Origin of the sequence: Xanthomonas sp. NCPPB 3005, assembly GCF_041228095.2 — a bacterium.
In the GTDB taxonomy this organism is placed as follows: domain Bacteria; phylum Pseudomonadota; class Gammaproteobacteria; order Xanthomonadales; family Xanthomonadaceae; genus Xanthomonas_A; species Xanthomonas_A bonasiae.
In genome coordinates, this window is record NZ_CP166096.2 from 5,481,855 (window position 1) to 5,508,611 (window position 26,757).

The 26,757-nt window shown below is 71.2% G+C and carries 21 protein-coding genes; 8 read left to right on the forward strand and 13 right to left on the reverse strand.

Going from position 1 to position 26,757, the window contains the following annotated elements; translation table 11 throughout:
* Position 1: 1 nt before the first annotated feature.
* Both AB8810_RS23670 and AB8810_RS23675 read right to left on the reverse strand, forming a co-directional pair.
* Positions 2–1,993 (reverse strand): sialate O-acetylesterase, encoded by a 1,992-nt coding sequence (locus AB8810_RS23670; RefSeq protein ID WP_369915102.1) that lies wholly within the window; start codon positions 1,991–1,993, stop codon positions 2–4.
* Positions 1,990–4,164, reverse strand: coding sequence for an alpha-glucuronidase family glycosyl hydrolase (locus AB8810_RS23675; protein ID WP_369916715.1), 2,175 nt, complete (start codon positions 4,162–4,164; stop codon positions 1,990–1,992). The genes AB8810_RS23670 and AB8810_RS23675 overlap by 4 nt, the downstream gene beginning before the upstream one ends.
* Positions 4,165–4,373: 209 nt before the next feature.
* Here AB8810_RS23675 and AB8810_RS23680 point away from each other — a divergent pair, with 209 nt between their 5' ends.
* A complete protein-coding gene (locus tag AB8810_RS23680) occupies positions 4,374–5,450 on the forward strand; it encodes a LacI family DNA-binding transcriptional regulator (RefSeq protein WP_191826135.1) in 1,077 nt (358 codons plus the stop codon).
* A 26-nt stretch (positions 5,451–5,476) separates the two neighbouring features.
* On the opposite strand, the gene xylA is transcribed toward AB8810_RS23680, so the two are convergent.
* Positions 5,477–6,817 carry a xylose isomerase gene (gene xylA / locus AB8810_RS23685; protein ID WP_369915103.1) on the reverse strand — a complete coding sequence of 447 codons (1,341 nt, stop codon included), beginning with the start codon at positions 6,815–6,817 and terminating at the stop codon, positions 5,477–5,479.
* 522 nt (positions 6,818–7,339) lie between these two features.
* On the opposite strand from xylA, the gene ttcA reads away from it, so the two are divergent.
* From ttcA to AB8810_RS23700, 3 genes are all read left to right on the forward strand, one after another.
* Positions 7,340–8,215, forward strand: a complete 876-nt coding sequence (gene ttcA, locus AB8810_RS23690; RefSeq protein WP_179570175.1) for a tRNA 2-thiocytidine(32) synthetase TtcA — start codon at positions 7,340–7,342, stop codon at positions 8,213–8,215.
* Between the two features lie 132 nt (positions 8,216–8,347).
* Complete coding sequence (locus tag AB8810_RS23695; RefSeq protein ID WP_179570177.1) at positions 8,348–9,256, forward strand: recombination-associated protein RdgC; 909 nt, start codon at positions 8,348–8,350, stop codon at positions 9,254–9,256.
* A gap of 661 nt (positions 9,257–9,917) precedes the next feature.
* Positions 9,918–10,697, forward strand: coding sequence for a SprT family zinc-dependent metalloprotease (locus tag AB8810_RS23700; protein WP_369915105.1), 780 nt, complete (start codon positions 9,918–9,920; stop codon positions 10,695–10,697).
* Positions 10,698–10,819: 122 nt separating this feature from the next.
* Here AB8810_RS23700 and AB8810_RS23705 read toward each other — a convergent pair whose 3' ends face one another.
* The 4 genes from AB8810_RS23705 to hemH all read right to left on the reverse strand — a co-directional run bounded on the left by AB8810_RS23705 (position 10,820) and on the right by hemH (position 15,769).
* Positions 10,820–11,125 (reverse strand): hypothetical protein, encoded by a 306-nt coding sequence (locus AB8810_RS23705; protein WP_369915107.1) that lies wholly within the window; start codon positions 11,123–11,125, stop codon positions 10,820–10,822.
* Between the two features lie 343 nt (positions 11,126–11,468).
* A complete protein-coding gene (locus tag AB8810_RS23710) occupies positions 11,469–13,649 on the reverse strand; it encodes a methyl-accepting chemotaxis protein (RefSeq protein WP_369915108.1) in 2,181 nt (726 codons plus the stop codon).
* 321 nt (positions 13,650–13,970) lie between these two features.
* A complete protein-coding gene (locus tag AB8810_RS23715; protein WP_369915109.1) occupies positions 13,971–14,813 on the reverse strand; it encodes an alpha/beta fold hydrolase in 843 nt (280 codons plus the stop codon).
* The gene (hemH, locus tag AB8810_RS23720; protein WP_369915110.1) at positions 14,810–15,769 is read right to left on the reverse strand and encodes a ferrochelatase; all 960 of its coding nucleotides are present in this window, start codon (positions 15,767–15,769) and stop codon (positions 14,810–14,812) included. Before hemH ends, AB8810_RS23715 begins: the two co-directional genes overlap by 4 nt.
* A 164-nt stretch (positions 15,770–15,933) precedes the next feature.
* On the opposite strand from hemH, the gene AB8810_RS23725 reads away from it, so the two are divergent.
* The 4 genes from AB8810_RS23725 to tatC all read left to right on the forward strand — a co-directional run bounded on the left by AB8810_RS23725 (position 15,934) and on the right by tatC (position 18,456).
* Complete coding sequence (locus AB8810_RS23725; protein WP_369915111.1) at positions 15,934–16,845, forward strand: lipid-binding SYLF domain-containing protein; 912 nt, start codon at positions 15,934–15,936, stop codon at positions 16,843–16,845.
* Positions 16,846–16,932: 87 nt separating this feature from the next.
* Positions 16,933–17,160, forward strand: coding sequence for a Sec-independent protein translocase subunit TatA (tatA, locus tag AB8810_RS23730; protein WP_179570189.1), 228 nt, complete (start codon positions 16,933–16,935; stop codon positions 17,158–17,160).
* Positions 17,161–17,176: 16 nt separating this feature from the next.
* On the forward strand, positions 17,177–17,719 hold the full coding sequence (gene tatB / locus AB8810_RS23735) for a Sec-independent protein translocase protein TatB (RefSeq protein WP_369915112.1): 543 nt from the start codon (positions 17,177–17,179) through the stop codon (positions 17,717–17,719).
* The gene (tatC, locus tag AB8810_RS23740; protein WP_145704247.1) at positions 17,716–18,456 is read left to right on the forward strand and encodes a twin-arginine translocase subunit TatC; all 741 of its coding nucleotides are present in this window, start codon (positions 17,716–17,718) and stop codon (positions 18,454–18,456) included. Before tatB ends, tatC begins: the two co-directional genes overlap by 4 nt.
* A gap of 177 nt (positions 18,457–18,633) precedes the next feature.
* Here the strand turns inward: tatC and AB8810_RS23745 are convergent, their stop codons facing one another.
* The 6 genes from AB8810_RS23745 to AB8810_RS23770 all read right to left on the reverse strand — a co-directional run bounded on the left by AB8810_RS23745 (position 18,634) and on the right by AB8810_RS23770 (position 26,572).
* Positions 18,634–19,533: a BPSS1780 family membrane protein gene (locus AB8810_RS23745; RefSeq protein WP_179570193.1), complete on the reverse strand. Its 900-nt coding sequence runs from the start codon at positions 19,531–19,533 to the stop codon at positions 18,634–18,636.
* 47 nt (positions 19,534–19,580) lie between these two features.
* Entirely contained in the window at positions 19,581–20,330 is a 750-nt protein-coding gene (locus tag AB8810_RS23750) for a glutamine amidotransferase (protein WP_179570194.1), read from the reverse strand.
* 171 nt (positions 20,331–20,501) lie between these two features.
* Positions 20,502–23,195 (reverse strand): bpX6 domain-containing protein, encoded by a 2,694-nt coding sequence (locus AB8810_RS23755; protein ID WP_369915113.1) that lies wholly within the window; start codon positions 23,193–23,195, stop codon positions 20,502–20,504.
* Complete coding sequence (locus AB8810_RS23760; protein WP_369915114.1) at positions 23,188–25,038, reverse strand: hypothetical protein; 1,851 nt, start codon at positions 25,036–25,038, stop codon at positions 23,188–23,190. Before AB8810_RS23760 ends, AB8810_RS23755 begins: the two co-directional genes overlap by 8 nt.
* Complete coding sequence (locus tag AB8810_RS23765; RefSeq protein WP_206230215.1) at positions 25,035–25,445, reverse strand: hypothetical protein; 411 nt, start codon at positions 25,443–25,445, stop codon at positions 25,035–25,037. The genes AB8810_RS23760 and AB8810_RS23765 overlap by 4 nt, the downstream gene beginning before the upstream one ends.
* Positions 25,442–26,572, reverse strand: a complete 1,131-nt coding sequence (locus AB8810_RS23770; RefSeq protein ID WP_369915115.1) for an AAA family ATPase — start codon at positions 26,570–26,572, stop codon at positions 25,442–25,444. The genes AB8810_RS23765 and AB8810_RS23770 overlap by 4 nt, the downstream gene beginning before the upstream one ends.
* Positions 26,573–26,757 lie beyond the last annotated feature (185 nt).

The window sequence follows — 26,757 nt, forward strand, 5'->3', positions numbered from 1 at the left end:
CTCACGGGGAAGAAGCCGCGGCCGCACGGGCCGCGGACGGGAGGGAAAGCTCGAACGGACCGGCCGGCAGCCCGGCGCGATCGAACAGGGTGCACACCGGGCTGTCGGCCCAGCAGTAGCGCACGCGGGTGGGCGCGGTGCCGGCGGGCACCGGCAGGCGCACGCTGCGGCCGTGCAGTTCGGCTCGCGCGTAGCGGCAGCTGGCGGATGCCGCGCCGCACAGTTCGAAACCGATCGGTGCGTCCGCGCTATAGGCCTGCAACGCGCCATCGACGTCGTCGAAATCGACGACCAGCGCCGCGCCATCGCGACGCAGCGCATGCGGCACCGGCCCGGACGGCGCCAACGCCTCGCCATAGGCCACGTGCCGCGCCGCGCGCGCCAGGCGCCGGCCGAGTTCCTGCTTGTTGGCCGGATGGATGTCGTAGCGATCGCCGATGTCGATCGCCACCGCCAGGCCGGCATGCGGATCAGCGGCGACGAAGCGCCGTTGCGCCTCGCGCAGCTGCGCCCAGCCGCTGTCGCCCGGCTGGGTGGGCGGCGCGCCGTAATTGGCCAGCTGCACCACCAGCAGCGGCAATTGCACGCCGAAGCGCTGCCGCCAATCGCGCTGCCAGGCGTCGAGCAATGCCGGATAGCCGGCGGCGTCGCCGGTGTTGGATTCGCCCTGGTACCACAGCACGCCGCGCAGGCCGACCCGGCCCAGCGGCGCGATCATGCCGTTGTACAGCGTGGTCAGGCCCGCGGCCGAGGACCACGGTGCGCGCGGCGGCGTGCCCAGCTGCGGCGGCACGATGCGGTACTGCCATCCGGCCAGCGCCACCCGGCTGCCGTCACCCAGTTGCAGCTGCTGCGCCTGCGCATCGCCGAGCAGGCCGCCGCGGCGGTAGCTGTTGTACACGTTGACCACCACGGTGTTCTTGCCCGCATGCAGCACGCCGCGCGGCAAGCGGTAGCTGCGCGGCTGGTCGGCGCCGTAGCTGCTGCCCACCGCCTGGCCGTTGACCCAGGTCTGGTCGAGTTCGTCCACCGGCCCCAACGCCAGCGTCGCCTGCTGTTTCGCTTGCTCGGCGCTCAGCGTGACCGTGCTGCGGTACCAGACCATGCCGTTGAAATTGACCAGCTGCGGTACGCCCCAGTCGTCCCAGGCGCCCAGCGCCGCAGGCGCGTCGCGCCAGTCGCCGCCTGCATCGTCCGGCTGCCACGGCGCGCCGCTGCCGTGCGCGCGCCACCACGTTTCCCACAACGTGCCCCAGCGCGGCGCCGCCTGCTGCGGATCGATGGCGTAGCGCGCCAGCACATCCAGCGCCGGCGCGTTGCCGTCCACCTTGCGCAGGGCCGCATCGCCGATCCATGCCTGCATCTGCGAACCGCCCCAGGAGGCGTTGATCAGCCCCATCGGCACGTCCACGGTCTTGCGCAGTTCGCGGGCGAAGTAATAGCAGGCCGCGGAGAACGCGCCCACCGTCTCCGGCGTGGTCGGCTGCCACGCGGTCGCGCCGCCGAACTGCGCCTGCGGGGTCGGGCTGGACTGCGCCGGCACCTTGAACATGCGGATCGCCGGCTGCTGCGCATCGGCGATCTCGCTGCGCGTATCCAGCGTGCGCTGCACCGGCAGCTCCATGTTCGACTGGCCCGAACACAGCCACACGTCGCCGAGCAGCACGTTGTCGGCGCGCTGCACGCGGCCGCGCGCGGTGCTGGCCTGCAAGACGTACGGCCCGCCGGCCGGCAACGGCGCCAGCTGCGCCTGCCAGCGGCCCTGGCGGTCGGCGCGCGCCTGCACGCGCTGCTGCGCCAACTGCACGGTCACCGTCTCGCCGGCCGCGGCCTGCCCCCAGACGCGGATCGGCGCATCGCGCTGCAGCACCGCGTGGTCCTGGAACAGGGCATTCAACAGCGGCGCGTCGTCGGCATGCGCGAACGCGGGTACGCACAGCGCCGCCAGCAGCAGGCGGCGGGCGATGTGGACAGCGAAACGGTGCGGCGTCATTTCGGATTTCCCGGTGCGTACGGAAACGACAACGATTGGTAATACGCCAGCGGATGCGGCGGCGGCGCGGTGCCCGGCGGCAACGCACGGCCCGACACCTGTTGCCAGTAGGCGATGCTGGCATCGCGCCACCACTGCGCCTCGTGCTGCTGGATCGCCAGGAAATCGGCGACCTGGCGATAACGTTGCGCATCCACGTACGGCGCCAGCCCGGCCCAGGTCGCACGCATCCGTGCCACCTCGGCCACGCCGTGGTCGTAGCGGCCGAGCAGCGCGTTCCACAGCGGCTGGCCCGAGGCCATGCGGTGGTCCCACGGCACGTGGTGGAACCACAGCAGGTAGTCCTCCGGCACCGTGCGCACGTCGCCGAAGCGGCGCGCCAGCGGCGGCGCGTACTGCGCCACCGCGTTGCTGCCGGTCGCGCTGCGGTCGAAGCCGATGCCGTTGCGGTCGGCGCGGTGGTAGTACACCGGGTCCCAGTCCGGCCGCGCGCTGCCCGCGTCCCACGGCGCCGGGCCGTAGTGGTGGCCGCGGCCCATCAGGTGATGCAGGCCGAGCGGGGTCATGTAGTCGACCGCCGCCTGGTGCGAGGCCATCATCATGCCGACCACCGGTGCGACCAGCGCCGGATCGTTGCCGAACGTCATCCGCACCCAATCCTCGGCGATGGCCTGCGCATCGCCCTGCGGATCCCAGGCCAGCCGCCCGAACGCGTACCAGTTGGCCTGGTCGAAGATCGAGCCGCACCAGTTGCGGTCCGCGCCGATGTTGGCGACCCCGGCGATGCCGCTGAGCGCGTGCCCATCCACGGCGCCCTCCACCACCCGCGCCACCGTCGCGCGCTTGCCGCGCCGGGTGTCGGATTGCAGGGTTTCCTGGTACAGCGTACCCAGGTAGACCAGGTGGGTGGCGAAACCCAGGTACTCCTTGGTGATCTGGAACTCCAGCATCAGCGGCGTCTTCGGCATCGCCCCGAACAGCGGATGGAACGGCTCGCGCGGCTGGAAGTCGATGGCGCCGTTCTTGACCTGCACCACCACGTTGTCGCGGAATTTCCCGTCCAGCGGCACGAACTCGCTGTAGGCCTGTTTGGCGCGGTCGTCCGGCTGCTCGTGCGAATAGACGAAGGCCCGCCACATCACCACCCCGCCGTGCGGCGCCAGCGCGTCGGCGAGCATGTTGGCGCCGTCGGCATGGCTGCGCCCGTAATCCTGCGGTCCGGGCTGGCCTTCGGAATTGGCCTTGACCAGGAAGCCGCCGAAATCGGGAATGCGTGCGTAGATCTCGTCCGCCTTGGCCCGCCACCAGCGCTGCACCGCCGGATCCAGCGGATCGGCAGTGCGCAGTCCGCCGATCTCGATCGGCGCGCTGAAGCGCGCGCTCAGGTACACGCGGATGCCGTACGGGCGCAGCGCCGCGGCCAGCGCCGCGGTCTTGTCCAGGTACGCCGGGGTCAGGCTCACCGCCTTGGCATTGACGTTGTTCAGCACCGCGCCGTTGATGCCGATAGAGGCGTTGGCGCGCGCGTAGTCGGTGTAACGCGGGTCGATGTAATCGGGCAGTTTCTGCCAATCCCAGAGCGAGGCGCCGGCATAGCCGCGTTCGACCACCCCGTCCAGGTTGTCCCAGTGATCGAGCACGCGCAGCTTCACCCGTGGCGCATCGCGCAGCGCCAGCGGCGCCGGCGCCTGGCCGGTCTGCAGCAGACGCAGGAAGCGGAACGCTGCATACAGGGCGCCGCGCTCGCCACCGCCGACGATCGCGGTGACCGGGCGCCCCTCGACCACCACGCTGCGGATCAGGTAGCCCTCCTCGCCCAGGCCGCGCGTGTCCAGCCGCAGCCGCGCGATCGCCGGCGTGGCCGGGGTGCCGAGCACGATCGCGCCGGCACGGTCCGCGCTGGCCGCCAGCGGCGGCTCGGCGCCGAGCAGGCCGCCCAGGCCCCGACGCAACTCGTCGCGCGCGGCCTGCTGCATCGGTGTTTCGGCGCCGGCCACCAGTTGGGTGGCGGCCGCGCGCCACGGCGCGGCCTGCGCCTCGGCCAGCGGCTGGTAGCGCAACCATAGATCGTAGCCGTCCTCGGCCTGGGCCACGGCGATCGGCAATAAAAACGCCAGCCACAGGCAAGCGCTGCGCAGCCAGCCGCCGCGCAACGGACGCCGACGCTGCAGCGCGCGCAACCGCGCGTGGCCGCTCATGCGCGCCCCCGCCGGCACGGCGCCGGCGCACGCCGGCGGTCGCCGCCCACCCGGCTTCCCGGTACCATGCAGGCGTCACTCGTATCGGGATCCACACCGTGTCGCGGCGCCGCCGCACACGCGGCTTGCGCAGCACGTCCCCGGTCGCGAGCCACGCCCGCAAGCCAACGAAGAGGCGCATCTTGGAGAAGGTCAGGAAATCGGTTCGCCGCAAGAGCCTCGCCGTGACCATCGACGAGGTGGCCGCACTGGCCAAGGTCTCGCCGATGACCGTGTCGCGGGTGATCAACGGCCAGGGCAACGTGCGCGACAGTACCCGCGAGCAGGTCATGCGCGCGGTCGACACGCTCGGCTACACGCCGAACCTGGCGGCCAGTGCGCTGGCCGCCGCGCAGAGCACGCGGGTCGCGCTGATCTACAGCAATCCCAGCGGCGCCTACCTCGGCGAGCTGCTGGTCGGGGTGCTGCGCGCGGCCTCGCGCACCTCGATCCAGGTGGTGATGGACTACTGGGACGACCTCGGCCCGGAAGCCGAACGCAAGGCCGCGCGCAAGCTGGCCAAGAGCGGTGTCGCCGGGGTGATCCTGCCGCCGCCGCTGTGCGAATCGGATGCGGCGATCCGCGAGCTGGTGCGCGCCAAGGTGCCGGTGGTGGCGATCGCCTCCGACCGCTTCAGCGACCAGGTCGCCTGCGTGCGCATCGACGAATTCAACGCCAGCAAGGACATCACCGCCTACCTGATCGCGCAGGGCCACACCCGCATCGGCTACATCGCCGGCCGCTCCAACCTGTCGGCCAGCGCGCGCCGCTTCGAAGGGTTCCAGGCGGCGCTGGCCGAAGCCGGGCTGCGCCTGGACCGGCACCTGCTGCAGCCAGGCGACTACACCTACCGCTCCGGCCTGGACGCCGCCGAGAAACTGCTGTCGCGCCGCCATCGGCCCAGCGCCATCATCGCCAGCAACGACGACATGGCCGCCGCGGCGATCTCGGTCGCGCACCGGCGCGGCCTGGACGTGCCGCGCGACCTGTCGGTGGTCGGCTTCGACGACACCTCCGCCGCGACCACCGTGTGGCCGGAACTGACCACCATCCGCCAGCCGATCGCGGCGATGGCCGATGCGGCGATCGACATCCTGTTGCGCAGCATCCGCAGCAAGGAACGCACGGCCCGGACGAAGATCGATCATGTGCTCGCTCATCAGCTGGTCAAGCGCGATTCGGTGGCCGCACCGGCCGCCGCGCGCACCGAACGGCGCTGACGCGGCGGCGGGCGGCAGGGTCCGCATCAGCGGATCAGGTACTGGTTGATCAGGTTCTCGTAGGCTTCCTGGCGGCCGCTGACCTGCTTGGGCGCGCCGGCCTTGGCCGCGTGCGCCGCCAGGTCCGCCAGCGTGCTGCTGCCGGCCGCGAACGCCGCGCCGGCGCCGCTGTCGAAGCTGCTGTAGCGCTCGGCGCGCCACTGCTCCAGCGGCGAGGCCGTCAGCAGCGCATGCGCCACTTCCAGCCCGCGCGCGAACGCGTCCATGCCGCCGATGTGGGCCAGGAACAGGTCCTGCGGATCGGACGACTCGCGCCGCACCTTGGCGTCGAAGTTCAGCCCGCCCGGCGCCAGCCCGCCCTGCCGCAGCACCACCAGCATCGCCCCGACCGTGTCGTACAGGTCGGTTGGGAACTGGTCGGTGTCCCAGCCGTTCTGCGGGTTGCCGCGGTTGGCGTCGATGCTGCCGAGCAAGCCGGCGTCGCTGGCCACCTGCAGGTCATGCTCGAAGCTGTGGCCCGACAGCGTGGCGTGGTTGGCCTCGATGTTGAGCTTGAAATCTTTGTCCAGGCCGTGCTGGCGCAGGAAGCCGATCACCGTGGCGCTGTCGAAGTCGTACTGGTGCTTCATCGGCTCCATCGGCTTGGGCTCGATCAGGAAATTGCCGGTGAAGCCGATGCTGCGGCCGTAGTCGCGGGCGATGGTCAGAAAGCGCGCCATGTTGTCCTGCTCGCGCTTCATCTGCGTGTTGTGCAGGCTGGCATAGCCTTCGCGGCCGCCCCAGAACACGTAGTTCTCCCCACCCAGCTCGACCGTGGCCTCCAGCGCCGCCTTGACCTGCACCGCCGCGCGCGCGACCACGTCGAAGTCCGGGTTGGTCGAGGCGCCGTTCATGTAGCGCGGATGCGAGAACAGGTTGGCGGTGCCCCACAGCAGCTTGATGCCGGTGTCGGCCTGGCGCTGCTTGGCGATGCCGACCATGTGCTTGAGGTTCTTCTCGTACTGGCCGACCTCGTCCGCGTCCGGCGCCAGGTCGATATCGTGGAAGCAGTAGTACGGCACGCCGAGCTTGGTGAAGAACTCGAACGCCGCATCGGCCTTGGCCTCGGCGCGGCCCAGCGCGTCGCTGCCGGCGTCCCACGGATAGGCGCGCGTGCCCGGGCCGAACGGATCGGCGCCGTTGCCGCAGAAGCTGTGCCAGTACGCCACCGCGAAGCGCAGGTGCTCGGCCATGGTCTTGTCGCCGATGCGCTTGTTCGCGTCGTAGACCTTGAAGGCGAGCGGGTTGTCCGAGGCCTTGCCTTCGAACGGAATGCGGCCGATGCCCGGGAAGTATTCCTTGGCGCCGATGTAGACGGAGTTGCTCATGGGAAGTGGAATCCTGTCGAGTGGGAGGAACAAGCAGACGTGGGTTCGGCCGCGACGGCGGCGGCGGGCAACGGGATGGACCCGGGCGCGCATGGATGGGGCAGCGCCGGCCCGGACGTGCGCACGGCGCGATCGCCATGGCCGGCCCGTGCACCTGTCGCGCGGATGCTGCAGGCGCAGTCCCGGGCGGCATGCAGGCGCCGCATCCGGTCGCCTGCGCGCCTGGCGCGCCGCGCCATACGCGAGGTTATGGTAGCGCTACCAGAAACCGCGCTAAAAAAAGCTTCGCTGCGGAGGGAAGCCGACGGGGCCATCAGATGCGGTTCGCAAGCCGGGGGACAGGCGGACTTTACCCAGCCCATCGGCGAAACGCTTGCTGCGCTGCGCCATCCGCGCGCGCAGCGTACGCGCCAGCACAGTGGGACACGCCGGCAGCAATGTGCGCCGCGTCGCGATCGCGCGCGGGTAGCGCATCCGTCGCGCGCAACGCGCTTTCGGTCGCGCCGACTACAATGCGCGCCGATGACCCCTACGCCGCTGCCGCTGCCGCACCACCTCGCCGATCCCGCCCCGCGCGACCGGCGCACGCCCTCGGCGCTGGGCAAGCGCCTGTGCCGGCAGGTGGGCCAGGCGATCGCCGATTTCGGCATGATCGAAGCCGGCGACAAGGTGATGGTGTGCCTGTCCGGCGGCAAGGACAGCTACACCCTGCTGGACATCCTGCTGCAGCTGCAGCGCAAGGCGCCGGTGCCGTTCGAGCTGGTGGCGGTGAACCTGGACCAGAAGCAACCCGGCTTCCCCGCCGAGGTGTTGCCCGACTACCTGCGCACGCTCGGCGTGGCCTGGCACGTGATCGAGCAGGACACCTACTCGGTGGTCAGCCGCGTGGTGCCCGAGGGCAAGACCCTGTGTTCGCTGTGCTCGCGGCTGCGCCGCGGCGCGCTGTACCGGTATGCCGCCGAAAACGGCATCAGCAAGATCGCGCTGGGCCACCACCGCGACGACCTCGTCGCCACCTTCTTCATGAACCTGTTCTTCCACGCCAGGCTCGCGGCGATGGCGCCGAAGCTGCGCAGCGACGACGGCCGCCACGTGGTGATCCGGCCGCTGGCCTACGTGCGGGAGGCCGACATCGCCGAGTACGCGCAGGCGCGCGGCTTCCCGCTGATCCCGTGCACGCTGTGCGGCAGCCAGGAGACCCTGCAGCGGCGCCAGGTCGGGCTGATGCTGCAGCAGTGGGACCGCGAGCATCCCGGCCGCGTCGAGCAGATCGCGCGCGCCATGGGCAACGTGCAGCCGTCGCAGCTGGCCGACCCGGCGCTGTTCGATTTCCGCACGCTCGGCGCTGCCGATGCCCCGCCAGCCATGGGCTGGCCGCTCGACGACGACGACGCATGAGGCCGCCGCCGGCGGTGCGCGCGCGCCGCTGAACCGCGCGTTGCGGTATCCGGGCGGGAGCGATGCGACAATGCCCGCCGCCCACCCTGCGCACGGCGCCGGGCCGTTCCGTTTCCTTCTGCTGGATGCTCGATGTTCTTTCGCAACCTGACCCTGTTCCGCTTCCCCACCACCCTCGACTTCTCCGAGATCGACAAGCTCCTGCCGGAGGTGCAGCTCAAGCCGGTCGGCCCGCTGGAAATGAGCTCGCGCGGCTTCATCTCCCCGTTCGGCCGCGACGAGCACGAAGTGCTGTCGCACCGCATCGCCGAGTTCCTGTGGCTGACCGTCGGCGGCGAGGACAAGATCCTGCCCGGCTCGGTGGTCAACGACCTGCTCGAGCGCAAGGTCGCCGAGATCGAGGAGAAAGAAGGCCGTCGGCCCGGCGGCAAGGCGCGCAAGCGGCTCAAGGACGACCTGATCCACGAATTGCTGCCGCGCGCCTTCGTCAAGTCCTCGCGCACCGACGCGATGCTCGACCTGCAGCACGGCTATGTCGCGGTGGACACCTCCAGCCGCAAGACCGGCGAGAACGTCATGTCCGAGATCCGCGGCGCGCTGGGCAGCTTCCCGGCGCTGCCGCTGAATGCGGAAGTGGCGCCGCGCTCGATCCTGACCGGCTGGATCGCCGGCGAGCCCCTGCCCGAAGGCCTGAGCCTGGGCGAGGAATGCGAGATGAAGGATCCGATCGAAGGCGGCGCGGTGGTCAAGTGCCAGCACCAGGAACTGCGCTGCGACGAGATCGACAAGCACCTGGAAGCCGGCAAGCAGGTCACCAAGCTGGCGCTGATCCTGGACGACCACGTTTCCTTCGTGCTCGGCGACGACCTGGTGATCCGCAAGCTGAAGTTCCTCGACGGCGCCCTGGACCAGTTGGAGAACGCCGACCAGGACGGCGTGCGCGCCGAACTGGACGCCCGCTTCGCGCTGATGAGCGCCGAGGTGCGGCGCCTGTTCCTGCTGCTGGAAGAGGCGCTGAAGCTGAGCAAGGCGGAGACCTGAGGCGAGGCCGGCAGCGCGCCGCTCGGCTTGCCGGTTCCGCTCGTCGCGACGGAAGTCGCTCCCACAAGGGTGGATCGCCAAGCCGGCCATCTGCACTGCAGGCATGCGCTTCAGCCCCGACGGCCTAGGACGTCGGCCGACTCCGCCACTCCGCTCGTCGCGGCTGAAGCCGCTCCTACACAGGCCGCGCGCCTGCCGGCCGGGTGCCCTGTAGGAGGGGCTTCAGCCCCGACCGGCAGCTACCGAAGCCGGACAACTTCCCGACTTCGCTCGTCGCGACTGAAGTCGCTCCCACATGGGGCCTCGGCACGCTCGCTGGGTGCACTGTAGGAGGGGCTTCAGCCCCGACCAGAAGCTACCGAAGCCGGACAACTTCCCGGTGCCGCTCGTCGCGACTGAAGTCGCTCCCACAAGGGAGTCCCAGCATGCTGGCGGGGTGCACTGTGGAAGGGACTTCAGTCCCGACTGCAGCCGAAGCCGGACAACTTGCCGGCTTCGTTCGTCGCGGCTGAAGCCGCTCCTACAGGGGCCGCGGCGTGCGCCGCTCGGCTCCACTGCCGAACGCTCCGGCGGCGACGGTGACGGAAATTCAGCTGAAGCATGCAGCGCGATCGGTGCACGCTGTCACCGTGCGCGCGCGCATGAGCGGTATGCTGTGCGCATGCCCGATTTCCTCCGTCGCCTGATCGCGCCGCCCGCAACGGCCGTCGAACGCGACCTCGTCCGCCTGCGGTTGGGCGAGCGCGAGATCGAGGTGCTGCGCGTGCGCGACCCGCGTGCGCGGCGGATCAAGCTCAGCGTCGACGAACGCGGCGCGCGCCTGACCCTGCCGCTGCGCGCCAGCCTGGTGTCCGGCGAGCGCTTCCTGCTCGAACACCGGCACTGGCTCGGCGAGCAGCTGGCGCGCTATCAGGAAGACGACAACGAACCCGGCCTGCAGCGCGGCGTGCCCGGCTGGTTGCCGCTGCGCGGCGAACGCCTGCCGCTGCGCTGGAGCGAGGGCCGCTACGCGCGGCTGCAGGTCGATGCGGAGGGCGCGCAGCTGCAGTTGCCGGCGCGCGCCGGCGATGCGGCGATCGCGCGCGCGCTGCGCGAGTTCTACGAAGCGCAGGCGCGCGCCGATGTCGGCCGCTGGTTGCCCAAGTACCTGCCCTCGCTGCCGCGCGCGCCGGCGCGGGTGCGGCTGAAGGTGATGTCCTCGCAATGGGGCTCGCTGGCGCCGGACGGCTCGATGGCGCTGGATCTGGCGCTGGTGCTGGGACAGCCCTCGGCGTTCGAGTACGTGCTGGTCCACGAGCTGTGCCACCTGATCCAGGCCAATCACTCGCCCGCGTTCTGGCGCGAAGTGGAAGCGCGGTTCCCGGCCTGGCGTGCCGAGCGCGACTATTTCCACGCGCATGGGCGGCGCCTGAAGGCGCAGTTGCGGCGGCTGTTGAGCTAGGGCGTCTCGCGCGCCGTCGTTGCGCGCGCACGAGGCAAGGAAACACAGAAAAGCATGAGGCTGTTTCAGCCCGGACGCTGACCCAGCGCCTGGCACGAGGACAGCCGCTCGCAGAAACGGTCTTACAGGTCGCGATGCACAACGAAATCGTCGCCGGACACCAGCGACTGCACCGGCACAGGGATCGCCCTCGCGTCGCCGACCACGCGGTTGGCCGCGGCGCAGTGAACCGGTGCGGCGCAGCACCGCCCTGCCGGCACAATGCGCCACGGCGGCAAGGCAGGCAGTCGCGACAGGCCGGGTGAATCCGGCGGCGTTCGGGAACGGATCGTTCGCCTCGAGGCGCGCAGCGCCGTGGCGATGGACAGATTCGGAGAAAACGGAAGGACGGCGGGTTTCGCCTCAGCGCTGCGGAAGAAGAACTCCATGCGCAGCGCCCGGCAGGCCCCCTCTCCCCGCCTACCTCACACCTGGCGCGACCTCCGGCACCAGCGAACGATACGGTCCGAGCGGCACTACGCCGGCATGTCAGGACGCCGGGATCGGGCCGCGTACGCAAGACGTATCGCGTCTATGCCTGTTTTGTCGGCAGGCGTGGCGGGAACTTAAGCGAAATTTTTTCTACACACAAGCTTCACGAACACCGTGCAGGCGACGCATTCAGCCGCCAGCGGCCATCCCCGCGCGCTGGCCGTCCTGGACGCTCCGGCAGCGCCGCGCGGGCGGAAAGCAACCGCGCACGACGCCACCGCGCGACCACGCGCTGCCCGGCTAGGCGCCGACGGCCAGGTCGAGCTCGGCCGGTGCCGGAGCGGCCATGGCGGGCCGCTGTTGCGGCGCCTCGGCGCGTGCCTGCAGCCGGAATACCGCCACCGCCGCGGCCAGCGTGCCGGCTTGCTGTTCCAGCGCATGCGAGGCCGCGGTGGCCTGTTCCACCAGCGCCAGGTTCTGCTGCGTGGTGCGGTCCATCTGCGCCATCGCCTGGCCGACCTGTTCGATGCCCGCCGACTGCGCCTGCGAGGCCACCGCGATCCCGGCCACGACGTCGTTGACCTCGCCCACCGACGCCAGCACCCGGCCCATGGTCTGGCCCGCGCCGTGGACCTGCGCCGACGCCACCGCGACCTGGGACAGGGAGGCCTCGATCAGCGTCTTGATCTCCTTTGCCGCCCCGGCCGAGCGCTGCGCGAGCGCGCGCACCTCGCTGGCGACGACGGCGAAGCCGCGGCCCTGCTCGCCGGCGCGCGCCGCCTCCACCGCCGCGTTCAGGGCCAGGATGTTGGTCTGGAACGCGATGCTGTCGATCACCGCGATGATCTCGCCGATCTTGCGCGACGACCCCTGCACGCCCTGCATCGCCGCCACCGCTTCGTCGATCGCCGCGCCGCCCTGGCGCGCGACCGACGCCGCGGCGGTCGCCAGCTGGTTGGCCTGGTCGGCGTGCGCGGCATTCTGTTTGACCGTCTCGGTCAGTTGCGCCGCCGATGCCGCGGTGCGCTCCAGCGCGCCGGCCTGCTCGGCGCTGCGGCGCGACAGGTCCTGGTGCCCGCCGGCGATGGCACCGGCCTCGCTGTCGATCGCCGCCGCCGCCTGCTGGATGCCGGCCACGATCCCCGCCAGCTGGTCGGCGGTGGCGTTGGCGTCGTCGCGCATGCGCGCGAACACGCCATGGAATTCGCCGTGCATGCGCACGCCCAGGTCGCCGCAGGCGATCGCGCGCAGCAGCGTCGACAGCGCGCCGAGGTTGCCGTCCACCGTGGCCATCAGCTGGTTCAGGCTTTCCAGCATGGTGCGGAAATCGTGCTGGTGGCGGCCGACGTCGCCGCGCGCGCTGAAATCGCCGGCCGCCGCGGCCGCCGCCAGGTGCCAGATGTCGCGGTTGAGCGCGCCGAGGTTGGCCTTGATCGCGTCCATGGTGTCGGAGATCGCCGCCTGCTCGCCGGGCAGGCGCGGCATGTCCTCGCTGAGGTCGCCGATGGCGTAGCGCTGCATCAACGCAACGGTGGACTGCACCGTGCCCACATGCAGATCGACCAGCGCATTGGCGTCGTGCAGCAGTTGCCCGTATTCGCCGGGGAACCCCGCCGCGTCGCTGCGGTGCGCGACCGCGCCGGCGGCGTGGCGCTGCGCCATCTGCCGTTGCTCGGCGAGCACCGCGCGCAGCTGCGTCTGCATGGTCTGCATGCTGCGCAGCAGCTCGGCGGCCTCGTCGTTGCCGTGCACCGGCAACGGTGCGTCGAGACGGCCGGCGGCGATCGCCGCGGCGATCCGCGTCCCTTCGCGCAGCGGCCGCACCAGGCTCTGGGTGATGCACCAGCCCAGCCAGGTGGCCACCGCCAGCAGCAGGCCGCCGCCGATCAGCAGCATCCAGCGCGCGCGGGCCATCGTCGCCACCGCATCGACATAGGCCTGGTCGCTGAGCGTGCGCAGGTGCGCGGCATTGTGCTGGATCGCCTGCTGCCAGTTCGCCAGCAGCGGCTGCAGCGTGTACAGGTGCAGGGTCTGCGCGTCCAGGTTCTGGTTGTCGGCGGCCAGCGCCAGCACCTGGGTCTGGAACGGCTGCACCTGGACATAGGCCTGGTCGATCGCGGCGCGGCGCTGCGCGCCGGTGCGGTCGGCCGGATCCAGGCGCATCGCGAACAGCTTGCGGCGCACCTGCGCGTAATCGCGCGCGGCCTGGCCGATCGCGCGCACGATCTCCCGCTTCTCGTCGGGGTTGGTCAGGATCACATCGTTGAGCAGGCCGATTTCCAGCCGCGCCTGGGCGGTGACCATCGCATCGGACAGGCGGATCTTCTCCATCTTGTCCAGGCTGATGTCGTCGAGTTGGTGGCGCGCCATGGCCATCGAGGCCAGGCTGGCGACGATCAGCGCACCGCAGAGCAGCAGCAAGGCCGCGAAGGCGAAGGTCAGTCGGGGACCGACTGGATAACGACGGAGGAGACGGATCATCGGGGCGGGGAGAGGTTCGGGCGCAATTGCCCACGCGTACCCTGGCCACCAAGCTTTACCGAAACGCGACCGGCCTACGACAACATGGCGAACTGTGACGCCGGGTGGATCGCAACCGCGGCGTGCCGCGCGTCCCAAGGCGTGTATCGGCGGCGATGCCGGAAACTTGAGCGGGCGCACGCGACCTCCGCGCACGCGTCGGCGTCCACACGCGTGTGCTGGACGTGCGACGGCATCGGCTCGGGCCAGCGGCGCAGCGTCCCGCTGCGGCTGTCGCGCGATGCAGCGGTGGCAGGGCGGCGAACGGCGCCGGCCAGCAACTCAGAAGAAGTCGCGCAACAGCGCCGCCACCGCGGCCGGCTGCTCCATGTGCAGATGGTGGGTACCCGGCAGCAGGTGCACGCGGCCATGGCGAAGCAGCGCCGCGCGCTCGCTGCGCAGCGGCTCGGGGAAATACGGCTGCGCCGGGTCGGCGTAGATCACCCGTGCCGGGCAGTCGATGCCGGCCAGCAGCGCCTGCACCTGCGCCTCGCTCAGCCGCACCGCGGTGGGCAGGGTCAGGCGCCGGTCGCTGCGCCACACGTAGCCGCCCTCCACCGCCTCGACCCCGCGCTCGACCAGCAGCCGCGCCGCCGGCTCGCTGAGCTGGTTGGCCTGCATCCGCGCGCGTACCGGTGCGGCCAGGTCGGGGAACACGCGCAGCGGCGCGCTGTTGGCGCGGCGGGTCGCGGCGACGCTGTCGCGCAGCCGCTCCAGCGTGCCCTCCACGGTCTCGGCCAGGCCGCCGAGCATCTCGATCGCGACCAATTTTTCGACCCGCTGCGGCGCCGCCGCGGCCAGGGTGCTGGCGATCGCCGCGCCCATCGAATGCCCGATCACCGCGAAGCGCTCCCAGCCCAGCACGTCGGCTGCGTCCAGCAGTGGATGCAGCGCGCTGGTCAGCAGGTAGTCGGCGCCGGCCGGCAGGGCGTCGCTGTGTCCGTGGCCGGGCAGGTCCAGCATCACCAGGTCCAGCTGCGGCAGCTGCGCGCTCAGCGGCACGAAGCTGGCGGCGTTGTCCAGCCAGCCGTGCAGCGCCAGCACCTTGGGCCCATGCGGATCGCCGCTGCGCAGCCCGGCCAGCGTGCCCACCCGCGACGGGCAGGCGAACGTGCGCAGCGTCATGCGGCGCGGGCAGCCAGCTGCGCCAGCGCGCGCGCGTGCGCCGGGGCGTCGTTGAGACAGGGGATGTAGCGCACCTGCATGCCGCGCGCGGCGCAGGTCTCGACGAAGCCCATCGCCACTTCCTCCAGCGTTTCCAGGCAGTCGGTGGCGAAGCCCGGGCAGATCACGTCGACCCGCTTGGTCCCCTGCTCGGCCAGCTGCCACAGGCTCGGCTCCGCATACGGCTGCAGCCAGCGCTCGGCGCCGAAGCGCGACTGGTAGCCGAGCTGCCACTCGCCGGCGCCGAGGCCCAGCGCCGCGGCGATCGCCTGCGCGCTGGCCTCGCAACGCTGCGGATACGGGTCGCCGTTGTTGGCCACGCGCTGCGGCAGGCCATGGAAGGAGAAGAACAGGGTCTCGCCGCGGCCGTGCTGCGCCCAGTGCGCGCGCACGCTGTCGGCCACCGCCTCGACCCAGGCCGGGTCGGTCGGATAGTCCTCGATCAGGGTCACCGGCAGCTGCGGATTGCGCGCCTGCCAGGCCTGCACCACGTCCTCGATCGAGGCGGTGGTGGTGGTCGAATACTGCGGATACAGCGGCAGCACCACGATCCGGCGCACGCCGCCGTCGCGCAGCGCGTCCAGTGCCGGCGCCAGCGCCGGGGTGCCGTAGCGCATCGCCCAGGCGACGCGGTGCCCGGGCAGTTCGCGCTGCATGCCCTCGGTCAGGCGCCGGGTGTAGACCGCCAGCGGCGAGCCTTCCGGCAGCCACACCAGTGCGTATTTCTCCGCCGAACGCGGCGAGCGCCGCGGCAGGATCACCCAGTTCAGCAGCGGCCACCAGAACAGCTTGGGGATGGCCACAACGCGTTTGTCGCCGAGGAACTCGGCCAAGTAACGGGCGACCGCAGGCGCGGTCGGCGCCTCGGGCGTGCCTAGATTCACCACCAGCACGGCGGTCTCGGGTGCGTCGCTCATGCCTACATTGTGGCAGAGCCGCCTGCCGCGCGTGTCGCGATCGTGTCTATCGCAACGATCGACACGCCCGCGTATTGCGGTGGCACTCATTGCCGATTCATTGCGCTGTGACTAAGTTCAAGGACTTGCAGTATCTTGCTGCGGACCTATTTCGGAAGCCCGCCATGCCCCGCCTGCCGCGCCTCGCCCTGTTGTTGAGTACCACGCTGTTCGTCGGCCACGCCGTGGCCGGCCCGGAAGAAGACGAGCGCGCCCGCAACGCGCTGCGCGTGCTGACCGACATCCAGGAGATCCCGGAGCAATCCATCCCCGACAAGCTGCTCGACGAGGGCCGCGCGATCGTGGTGATCCCGGACACGCTCAAGGCCGGCCTGGTCATCGGCGGCCGCCGCGGCCACGGCCTGATGTCGGTCAAGCGTCCCGACGGCACCTGGTCCAACCCGGTATTCGTCAAGCTCACCGGCGGCAGCATCGGCTTCCAGGTCGGCGTGCAGTCCTCCGACGTGGTGCTGGTGTTCCGCAACGACCGCAGCCTGGACAACATCGTCAACGGCAAGTTCACCCTTGGCGCCGATGCCGGCGTCGCTGCCGGCCCGGTCGGGCGCAACGCCTCCGCCGCCACCGACGGCCAGCTCAAGGCCGAGATCTGGTCGTGGTCGCGCGCGCGCGGCCTGTTCGCCGGCGTGGCGCTGGACGGCGCGGCGCTGCAGATCGACGATGCCGCCGACCTCAACGTGTACGGCAGCAACACCACCCCGCGCATGATCTTCGAAGGCCGCACCACCGGCCTGCCGTCCAACGACGTGGTCGCCTTCCGCGACAAGCTCGAGGAAGCCACCTACGCCGCGCGGCAGAACCGCGGCACCGACAGCGCCGGACGCGCCGCCATGGGCCCGCCGCCGCCGCGGCCGCAGCCTTCGGCACAGGCCGCACCGCCGCCGGTGGCCGAACCCGCCGCCGCCGACGGCGCCAGCACCGCGCCGCTGCAGGCACCATCGCAGACGCCGCCGCAGCAGGGCTTCCAGCCGGTGTCCGAAGGCGAGATCCGCACCGAGTCGCTGGACGGCAACCGCTAGAATCCGCGGCACGGCGTGCCGCACTGAACGCACCGCGGCGCGGTGCGTTATCCTCCTTATTCCTTACGACTTCTCTGCGAGCGGATCATGGGCGGTTTTAGCATCTGGCACTGGCTTGTCGTGCTGGTGATCGTGCTGCTGGTGTTCGGCACCAAGCGGCTGACCAGCGGCGCCAAGGATCTGGGCAGTGCGGTCAAGGAATTCAAGAAAGGCATGCGCGACGAGGACAAGCCCGCCGGCCAGCTCGGCGACGAGTCGCGCAGCAGCGAGCAGTCCCGCGAGACCCAGGCCGAACGCGACCGCGACGCGCGCTGAATAGGACGCTGTCGGCGTGTTCGATATCGGATTCAGCGAACTGCTGCTGATCGCAGTGGTGGCCCTCGTGGTGCTCGGCCCGGAACGCCTGCCCAAGGCAGCGCGCTTCGCCGGCCTGTGGGTGCGCCGCGCGCGCGCGCAGTGGGACTCGGTGAAGCAGGAACTGGAGCGCGAACTGGAAGCCGAGGAACTCAAGCGCAGCCTGCAGGACGTGCAGGCCTCGCTGCGCCAGGCCGAATCGCAGTTGCGCGACAGCGGCCAGCAGCTGCAGCGCGAGACCGACGCGCTGCGCCGCGAGATCGACCCGACCGGGCCGGAACCGCTGGCCGAGGGCGCGCCTGCGGCCATCGCACCGACGACGACGCCAGCGCCGGAACCAGTGCCGCCGTCCGGCGCTCCCGCCGCCGACCACGCGGTGCCGGCCACCACGCCAGCCGCGCCGACCACGCATACGCACGCGCCAAGCGACGCGCCGGCGCCCGCCGCGCACGACCCTGCCCCCACACCGCCGGCGCCTGGCGCCGCACCGCCCAACGGCGACCCTGAGGCGCCGCGATGAATCCGGAAGCCGAAAGCAGCCTGATCGAGCATCTGGTCGAATTGCGCGCGCGCCTGGTGCGCGCGCTGATCGGCCTGGGCGTGGTGGTGCTGGCGCTGCTGCCCTTCTCCAAGCCGATCTACACCTGGCTGGCCGCGCCGATGCTGGCGCAGCTGCCGATCGGGCAGAGCGTGATCGCCACCCACCCGGCCGGCGCGGTGTTCGCCCCGCTCAAGCTGACCTTCTTCGTGGGCGTGTTCATCGCCGTGCCGTGGCTGCTGTACCAGGCCTGGGCGTTCGTCGCCCCGGGCCTGTACCAGCGCGAGAAGCGCCTGGCATTGCCGCTGCTGGCCTCGGCCGTGCTGCTGTTCTACGTGGGCTGCGCCTTCGCCTACTTTCTGGTGCTGCCGGCGGTGTTCCACTTCCTGACCACGTTCAAGCCGGACATCATCCAGCTCACCCCGGACGCCGGCGCCTACCTGGATTTCGTGCTGGCGATCTTCTTCGCCTTCGGCGCCAGCTTCGAGCTGCCGGTGGCGCTGGTGATCCTGGCCCTGCTGGGCTGGGTCACTCCGCAGCAGCTGCGCGAAGGCCGCGGCTACGCGGTGGTCGGCATCTTCGTACTGGCCGCGGTGCTGACCCCGCCGGACGTGGTCTCGCAGCTGATGCTGGCGATCCCGATGTGCCTGCTGTACGAGATCGGCATCATTGCGGCTAGTGCGGTGACCAAGAAGCCGGGAATCGAGGCTAGGGAATAGGGAATGGGAACGGCGTAGTGCGTCGGGGCTGAAACCCTTCCGCACCAGCAGGCACCTCCAGTGCCGCAGCAGTGACCTGGTCTCGCCCGCCACATCGCGCAAAAAAGAAGCGGCCCCGAAGGGCCGCCTGCTGTTGCTGTTACCGATTCCCGATTCCCCGTTCCCGATTCCCAGCCCTCAAGCGGCAAACACATTCGAAGGCGGCGGCGGCACTGCCGGCGCGGCGTCGCCGCTGTGCACGAACATCTGCTTCCAGGCCGCGTAGACCGCGCCGGCCAGCGCCGGCATCGCCAGTGCCATCAGCAGCAACTGCGCGACCAGGGCGGCGATGGTCGGCCCGGCCAGCGCCTGCACCAGCAGGATCACCAGCACCAGGGCGAAATACAGCGCGAACATCGCGATGAAGGCGAGGACGAAGAACACCAGCATCGCCGGCAGGTTGTGCAGGCAGGCGCGCAGGCTGTTGCGCATCGCCGCCAGGCCGCCGCGGCCGTCGAACATCACCTGCGGGGCGAGCACGAACAGGGTCAGCGTCACCGCCACGAAGCCGACGAACACCATCAGCAGCCACAGCAGGATGCGCATCGCCGGCAGCGTGGCCACCAGTTGCTCGACCTGCGCCGGATCCGGCTGGGCGCTGGACTGGCCGAGTTCGTTGAGCTGGTTCATCACCGTGCCCAGCTGCTCCCAGCCGCTCTGGCCGACCACCACCAGGGCCAGCGCACCCAGCGCCAGGCCAACCAGCACCTGCGGCAACAGCGCCACCAGCAGGCGCGGCGCACGGCCGTCGTGCAGGCCCTGCAGCAGGTGCGCCGGCTGCGCGACACGGCCCTGGTCCACTTCGCGCACCGCCCACACCAGCCCGCCGAACAGCAGCGGTCCGGCCAGGCCCAGCAGCAATTGCGCCAGCATGCCCAGGGTCGGATTCAGCGCGCCCATCAGCAGCGCCAGCAGCGCCGCCAGGCCCCAGATCACGCCCAGCAGGCCCAGCGCCAGCGGCGCCCGGCGCAGCAGCGCAATTCCGCTCAACAGCCATTCCGCGCCGGCCGAGGCCGGCAGCTTGCGAATCTCGATCATTGCCAATCCGAAGTGGGGGACGCCGTATAGCGCGGCGCCTGTACAGATTATCGCGGTTTTGCCTGGCCGCCGGCGGTTTGCTGGCCGCGCGCGTGCTGAACGAAGCGCCGCAGCAGCTTGCGCGCCAGCGGCGCGGCGCTGACCTCGCGGGCGATGGTACGGGCGCAGCGGCCGGCGCTGCGTAGACACTCGGCGCGGGCGTGCACGTAGCCGCGCATGTGATGGGTGGCGAATTCCGGGTGGAACTGCACGCCCCAGGCCGCCTCGCCCCAGCGGAAGGCATGGCACTGGTCCTGCGCCGAGCGCGCCAGCACGGTGGCGCCGGCCGGCGCGCGCAGCACCGTCTGCAGGTGCGTGGCGTGCGCCGGGAAGCGTTCGGGCAGGCCCGCGAACAGCGGATCGTCGAACGCCGGCGGATGCAGGTCGATGTGCACGGTGCCCGATTCGCGCCCGGCCGGGTTGTAGGCGACCTCCCCGCCCAGCGCGTGCGCCAGCAGCTGGTGGCCGTAGCAGATGCCCAGCAGCGGCGTGCCGGCGTGGGCGGCCTCGCGCAGCCAGTCGGCCGAGCGCTCGCTCCAGTCGGCGCGGTCGGTGACGAAGGCGGCCGAGCCGGTGACGATGATGCCGGCGAAGCCCGTGCGCGCGGGCAATGCGGCGCCGCCGGCGACATTGGCGACCACCGTGTCGCGCTCGGCCAGCCCGGCGGCGACGCGGATCCAGTGCGGGAAGCGCCCATAGCGCCGCATCGTCGCCACCGGCTCGCCGGTTTCGAGGATCAGGAAGGGCGCAGGCGTCATCGGCGGGCGGCAACTCGGAGGGGGTCGATCCGATTGTAGACAGACCTTCGCGGCTTTTTCCAAGCCTGCGGCGCACTGCGCGGCTGTCGCGCGTCGCAATTCAGCTGCACGACACCGCGCAGCGGCACATATCGCGGCCCCGGCAACACCGCGGCGCCCGCTGCGGCGCGCTCAAAGCAGCGAGAGCGGATGCGCCAGCGACAGGCGCAGGTCGATGTCCAGCAGGCGGCCGTCCGCGGCATACAGCAGCAGGTGTTCCGCTTGCTCGCGCGCGCCCAGCGGCAGGCCCGCCGGCGTCTCCAGTGTGGCGATGCAAGTGGCATCGGAGAAACGGATGACGAAGTAGCGGCTGCACGCGTGCAGATGCACGCCGACCAGGATGCCCTGCTCGAGCGCGACGAAGTGCTCGCCCTGGAGCACTTCCGCCTGCACCTGCGGCAGCACGCATGCCCGCTGCTGCGCGCCGTCGCGGTAGACGAAGGCGACCTCGCCGTCCTCGCGCACCTCCAGCTGCGGCTGCTGCATCGCGCCGCAGCGGTGCGGCAGCACCGGCAAGCCGTGCAGCAGCACGCGCTCGTCGCGGCCGCGCAGGCGCCTGTGCGGCAGGGAATAGGTCCAGTCCTGCAACGTGTTGCCTGTGCGCACCAGGAACACTTCGCAGTCGGCGAAGAAGCCGGCGGCGGCGACCGGACCGGGCAGATCGCCCACGTGCCACAGAACCTCGCTCAGGCCCTTGCCGATGTCGATCACCAGGATGCGGTCGTTCACCACCACGGTCCAACCGGTCCCGTTGAGCGTCGGGGCGTAGAACTGCAAGGCCATCGCGCCGAGTTCGACGCTGCTGCGGGTCGCCAGGTCCAGGCGCGCGATTCGCGCCACATGCTCGCGCGGCGCCACCGCCAAGGCCACCTGCCCGCTCGCCGCGAGCACCAAGCGGTACGCCGGCGCCGCGTAGCGCTGGGTCACCCGACCACGCGCATCGAGCACGGCGGCACCGGCCTCGCCCAGGGCCACCAGGTAGTGACGGTCGGGCAGCACCGCCGCGTCGTGGATCCGGTGCGCGCCGGCGGCGGGTAACGGCAAGTCCAGGGCCTCGTCCAGCAGCCAGAACGGCGACGGTCTGCCGGCCTGCGCAACGCGCCACGGCGGCATGTCGCTCTTGAGGCAAGCGTCGGCGGCGAGCTGCATCAGCCGATCCAGGTCGCTGCGCCCCAGGCCGTTGCGGCCGGCGCTGCCATCGGCGGCGACGGCCGGCAACACGCAGGCGGCGAGGCGCCGCAGCGCGACCCCGTTGCCCTTGATCGCCAGCAAGGCCTCCGCCAATGCGGCCCGCGGGTACGGGTCGGTGCCCGGGTCGGCCAGCGCCTCGATCCTGGCCGCGTACTGCTGCAGCGTGTCCGGCAGCAGGCTGGCACGCTGCACCAGCGCGCGCGCCGACAGGGCAGCGCCCGCCTGCTCGGCCGCCAGCAGCCATTGCAGCGCCACGTCGCGCGCCTCGCGCAGCGGCCAGACCACCTCGACCGCTTGCAACCAGTGGCCGCCTTCGACCAGGGCATGGCCCCATTCCAGCCGCAGCTGTGCCGCCAGCGCCGGGTGAGTCCCTTGCAGCTGCTGTACCGCGTCGGCGAAGGCGCCGTCGCGCCTCGCCACCTGGATCGCGCGGCGCTGGTCGCCGGCCAGCATCAGCAGGCGGATGATCAGCGCCGGCGGCATGTCCCAGCCCAGCGCCAGCTCGGCGGCCTGCGCATGGCGCCCGTGCTGGACCAGATAGTCCAATGCTTCCTGCCGCGCATTGAGCAGCTCGGCCAGCACGAACACGGCCTCGTCGATCCTGCCCTTGCGGTCCAGGGCGGCGAACGCCTCGCGGTACATGCGCCGCAAATGCGCGGTCAGGTCGTCGCCCAGGCCGAGGTTGGCACTCTGCCCGATGCGGCCGGACAGCTGCAGGCTGTCGCGCCGGCCCGGGGCGCCGAACGCCTGGCCCAGGGATTGCCCGGCGCGGTCCAGCGGTAGGGCATTGCGCAGCGCCTCGTCCAGATCGCCCTGTTCGAACATCGCCATCATGCGGCGCAGATAGGCGCCATGCCGATAGCCGATCAGCTTGCCCAAGCGGCTGATCGCGGCCAGCCGCGCGAGGGTGTCGCGCCAGGCGCTGGGGCGCCCGCCGGACTGGCGTGCGGCCACGCGGCCGTGCGCTGCGGCAGCCGCGGTCTGCCGCGACAGCATTTGCGACAACAGCGCAAGGACGGCGCCCAGCACGCCTTCGCGCACCGCGACCATGCGTCCCCGCCGGGCGCCTGACGGACGTGCGCCGGCCATCGCCTGCAGGAACGCCTGGCTCTCGGCACTGCGTGGCGGGATGGCCTCGCCGAGCGCGCCGCGCACGTCCTTGCCTTGCAACTGCGCCACGTCCAGCGCCGGCGGCGGGACACGGCAGTCGTAGGTGTCGTGCAGTGGGTAGTCGTCCAGCGCGATCGCCTCGGACAGGTCCAATAGCGTGCCCTGATCGAAACGCAGCCCCACCACCGCAGCACCGGCGACCAGGCCGAGATCGATGGCGGGCAGGACAGCCAGCTCCGCCGCCGTCAACGGCGCGGAGTACAGCGCCCCCTGCAACCGGCGCAACGGCACCGCGCCCACGCGTTCGCAGTACAGCGGCTGCGCGTGGGCGAAGCACAGCGCGTCGCCGGCGTCGAATCGATAGGCCCGGCAACCCGGGTGCCAGGCGGCCAGCATGCGTGCCAGCCGCAGCGGCGCAGGCAGGATGCCGTCGGGCCACCACAAGCCGTCGAGTTCCTGCAGACCGCGCCACAGCGGATCGCGCACAGTGCCGACCGCGGTCGCCGCATTCACCGCTTCATTCATCGAGATCGCCTCCGCGCTGCCCGTGCACGCGCATCAGCACCCGGCGGCCGCCATCTCCCAGGACCAGCAACTGCCCTGCCAGGTCGACCAACGCCACCGCGTCGCCATCGAACGAAACCGACGCGGCGCTGATGTCGCTGGATGCCTGGTACAGGATTTCCTGGCCATGCTCGCCGATCCCGACCAGGGTGCGGCGGTCCGGGCGCAGCATCAACAGCTGGCTGCGCTCGGCGCTGTGCGGGTCCGGCACCAGGCCCAGCAACTTCCAGGCCGGCGGCGGACGCAGTTCCAGTTCGGAATAGCCGTCTTGCGGCCCGCCCTGGTACAGGCGGTAGACGCGTCCGCCATCGCGCTGGTCGCTGCGATATTCCAGACAGATGGCGCCCTGCCACTGCCCATCTCGCATCAGCCCGCGGAACACCAGCTGGCTCGGCCGCGATGGCGCGGTCAGCTGGGTCAGCAGTTCGGTGTTGCCCTCGCGGTGCAGGCAGCTGACCCGCAGGTGGCCGGACGCATAGCATGCATACACCAGCCGCTGCGCGTCGATCTGCTGCATCGCCAGCACGTCGTCGGCGACCTTTGCGTAGGCAGGCGCCTCGCGTCCGGGCTTGGTGCTGGCGTTGGTCCATGACAGCAATCGCCCGGCGCCATCCAATACGACCACACGCTGCGTCTGCGTCTTCGCGCCGCCCTTGAGCCAGGCGCAGTGCAGCCAGCGCGCGGTGCCCGGCACCGCGGCGAAGGCATCGGCCGGCGGCCGCGCGACCACGCTGAAGCCCAGCATCTTCCAGAAATACAGGTCTCCCCGCTGATGCGCCACGATGCCGGCGAAATCCTTGTGCACGATGACCCCGCAGAGCAGGTCGGCGCCGAAGATCCATGTGCTGTAGCGCGGCGCGGCCTTCTTGTGGCGGCCCTCGCGCGGGATCTTCAGCATCACCGCCTGGTGCTCGCCCGCCAGCGGCAGCGCCACATAGCGGCCATCGACGCTGAACAGCGGCGGCTGGCGCAGCGACAACCTGCCCTTCAGCGTGTCGCTGGGGGCCGCAACCGGTTGCGTCGGCGGCGCGCTGAAGTCCCCGCGCAGCAGGTGCGCGGCACAGGGCGAACGCGGCATGCCGAGCACCAGTTCGCGACGCGCGTGACCGGTCCTGACCGCCACGTGCAACTGGCCATCGAAGTCCTGGCGGATCTTCACGCTGTGGTCGCCGATGGCGGCGGCCTCGTCGTTGCCGGTCATCCACCAGCACTCGCTGGCGGCCTGGCCGCTGCGGGCGAGGTGCGCGCGCCAGGCGCTGCGTTCGGAGTCCGTCGCCAACTGGTGGGTGCGGGCCTGCAGCAGTCCGCGCAAGGCGTCCGCCGTGCCCGCGTCGTGCATCTCGCCCGGCCGCTGCAGCACGCCCCAGGCGAAGCGTGCGCGTGCCGACTGCGCGCGGCGCGCCAGCAGGATCCACATCGCCACGTGCAGCAGGCGCGGCGCGCCGCGCTGTGTGGGGCCGGCGTCGAACAGCGCGACGACCAGCGCGTCGGTCTGGCGCTGGATCAGCTTCGGCGCCAGGAACAGGTGCTCGTGATGCGCGGCGCGGCGCAGGAATTCGTCCGGCAGCAGGTCGGCCACGGCCCACTCGCTCAACAGCAGGCGTTCGTAGGGGCCGCGTCGGCGCAGATCCTCGATGCCGTCCGGATCGGCGATGCCGTGCTGCACGCGCGCGGCGCCGCGGCCGAGCAGCGGCTCCAGCCGCACCAGCCAGTCGCCGAGCATCGCGGCGATGTCCGGCTCGAACCATGCCAACCAAGCGTGCCATGGCTGCAGCGCCGGCGGCAGCGTCGGCGCCGCAGTCATGCCGCCCAGCGCCGGCGGATCTGCTCCGCCAGCGTCGCGCCGAGCGGCAGCAGGCGGTTCAGCGGAACCAGCGCCGCCGGCGCGCGCAGCATCAGCCACGGCGGATCGGGATGGCGGCGCGCAACGGCCTGCGCCAGCAGGTCCAGCGCGATGCCCGGACGCTGCGCGGTCGGCAACCACAGCGCCGGCGCTTCCGGGCGCGGCGCGATGTACAGCACGCCGTCGAGCCAGGGCAGCGCCGACGCCGGCCCGGTCAGGACCAGCAGCCCGTCGCTGGCCGTCGCCATCAGCGCATCTGCCGTCTCGCTGCGCGTGGCGCGCTCCAGCAAGCGCCGCGCGAGTTGGCCGATGCCCACGACGCCCTGCGGCGGCGGCGGCGCAGGATCGTCGTGCCACGACCACGTCATGCGGCGGCGCCGATCCGCTCGATCAGGCGCGCGCGCTCGGCGGCGAGCGCCTGCGGCAGGGACGCATCGGTGAAATTGGCGTCGATCTCGCGCAACACCGCTTCGGCGGCGGTGCGCGCGGCGGCGTCCTCGGGATCGGCATCGGCCAGGCAGCCCTGGGCCGCCTCGAGCAGCCGCGCCACGCGCGACATCGGCTGCAATGCCGCATGTTCCACCGCCGCACGCAGCGTCGGATTGGTAGCCAGCGCCAAGGTATCGCGCAGCGCATCCTGCGCAGCGGCCTGCGCCTCGCGCGTCGGCATCACATAGAACAGCGGCCACAGGTCGGCCTCGGTGGCGACGTTGCGCCCGGCCAGCACGGTCGCCGCCGCCACCAGGCGCTGCGTCTTGACGATGCGGCGATCGGACAGCGTCAGCCCTGCTTCGCGCAACTTTCGGACCGCCTGCGCCAAGGCGCCGCGCGCGTCGTCCATCTGCACCTGCCGCACCTGCCTGGCGAGCATGTCCAGGTCGGCCAGGTCGGCCGCATGCACGACTTCGGCGCGCTCGGCCTGCCAGCCGCCGGCCAGCAAGGCTTCCAACTGGTGGTCCGGGACCGCATCGACGAACAGATGCAGCAGGAACCGGTCGGCGAAGGCGGCCAGCGACTCGTCCTCGGGCAGCGCGTTGGCCGCGCCCACGCAGATGCGCAGCGGGCAGGCCACGTCGGTATGGCCGCGCCGGAACCGACGTTCGTTCAACACGCCGAGCAAGGTGTTGAGGATGGCGGTCGAGCCCAGGAAGACCTCGTCGAGGAAGGCGACTTCGGCCTCCGGCAGCATGCCGGCCACGTCGGTTTCGACCAGGCCCTCGCGCAGCTTGCGCAGGTCCACCGGACCGAACAGCTCGGACGGCTCGGTGAAGCGGCCCAGCAGATACTCGAAATAGCGGCCGCCCAGCGCGGCGGCGACGCGCCTGACCACCGCGCTCTTGGCGGTGCCGGGCGGACCGACGATCAGCAGGTGTTCTTCGGCGATCGCCGCCAGCACCATCAATTCGGCGAGCTGGTCGCGCCCGACCAGACCAACAGTGGCGGAATGGACGGCCTCGCGGACGCGCGCGGCGGCGGATTCGATGGAGAAGGGCATGCAGGCTATCGATGATGCGCGCCATGCGCGGGAAAGCCGCCACGGCGCGCGAAGAAGGAGGGTCCGACGCACTTTAGATCAATTCGAATGCAGCGCAAACCGCGTCGGGCGCGGGCATCCTGCCGACACAACGCGGTCAAGGCGCGAACCGATCGGCTGGCGCAGCGCTGCGAGACGACGCTGGG

Coding starts and splice junctions, on each gene's coding strand:
- AB8810_RS23670 (WP_369915102.1), bottom strand. CDS start 1,993: ATGACGCCGCACCGTTTCGCTGTCCACATCGCCCGCCGCCTGCTGCTG.
- xylA (WP_369915103.1), bottom strand. CDS start 6,817: ATGAGCAACTCCGTCTACATCGGCGCCAAGGAATACTTCCCGGGCATC.
- ttcA (WP_179570175.1), top strand. CDS start 7,340: ATGACCCCTACGCCGCTGCCGCTGCCGCACCACCTCGCCGATCCCGCC.
- AB8810_RS23695 (WP_179570177.1), top strand. CDS start 8,348: ATGTTCTTTCGCAACCTGACCCTGTTCCGCTTCCCCACCACCCTCGAC.
- AB8810_RS23700 (WP_369915105.1), top strand. CDS start 9,918: ATGCCCGATTTCCTCCGTCGCCTGATCGCGCCGCCCGCAACGGCCGTC.
- AB8810_RS23705 (WP_369915107.1), bottom strand. CDS start 11,125: ATGGAGTTCTTCTTCCGCAGCGCTGAGGCGAAACCCGCCGTCCTTCCG.
- AB8810_RS23710 (WP_369915108.1), bottom strand. CDS start 13,649: ATGATCCGTCTCCTCCGTCGTTATCCAGTCGGTCCCCGACTGACCTTC.
- AB8810_RS23715 (WP_369915109.1), bottom strand. CDS start 14,813: ATGACGCTGCGCACGTTCGCCTGCCCGTCGCGGGTGGGCACGCTGGCC.
- hemH (WP_369915110.1), bottom strand. CDS start 15,769: ATGAGCGACGCACCCGAGACCGCCGTGCTGGTGGTGAATCTAGGCACG.
- AB8810_RS23725 (WP_369915111.1), top strand. CDS start 15,934: ATGCCCCGCCTGCCGCGCCTCGCCCTGTTGTTGAGTACCACGCTGTTC.
- tatA (WP_179570189.1), top strand. CDS start 16,933: ATGGGCGGTTTTAGCATCTGGCACTGGCTTGTCGTGCTGGTGATCGTG.
- tatC (WP_145704247.1), top strand. CDS start 17,716: ATGAATCCGGAAGCCGAAAGCAGCCTGATCGAGCATCTGGTCGAATTG.
- AB8810_RS23745 (WP_179570193.1), bottom strand. CDS start 19,533: ATGATCGAGATTCGCAAGCTGCCGGCCTCGGCCGGCGCGGAATGGCTG.
- AB8810_RS23750 (WP_179570194.1), bottom strand. CDS start 20,330: ATGACGCCTGCGCCCTTCCTGATCCTCGAAACCGGCGAGCCGGTGGCG.
- AB8810_RS23755 (WP_369915113.1), bottom strand. CDS start 23,195: ATGAATGAAGCGGTGAATGCGGCGACCGCGGTCGGCACTGTGCGCGAT.
- AB8810_RS23760 (WP_369915114.1), bottom strand. CDS start 25,038: ATGACTGCGGCGCCGACGCTGCCGCCGGCGCTGCAGCCATGGCACGCT.
- AB8810_RS23765 (WP_206230215.1), bottom strand. CDS start 25,445: ATGACGTGGTCGTGGCACGACGATCCTGCGCCGCCGCCGCCGCAGGGC.
- AB8810_RS23770 (WP_369915115.1), bottom strand. CDS start 26,572: ATGCCCTTCTCCATCGAATCCGCCGCCGCGCGCGTCCGCGAGGCCGTC.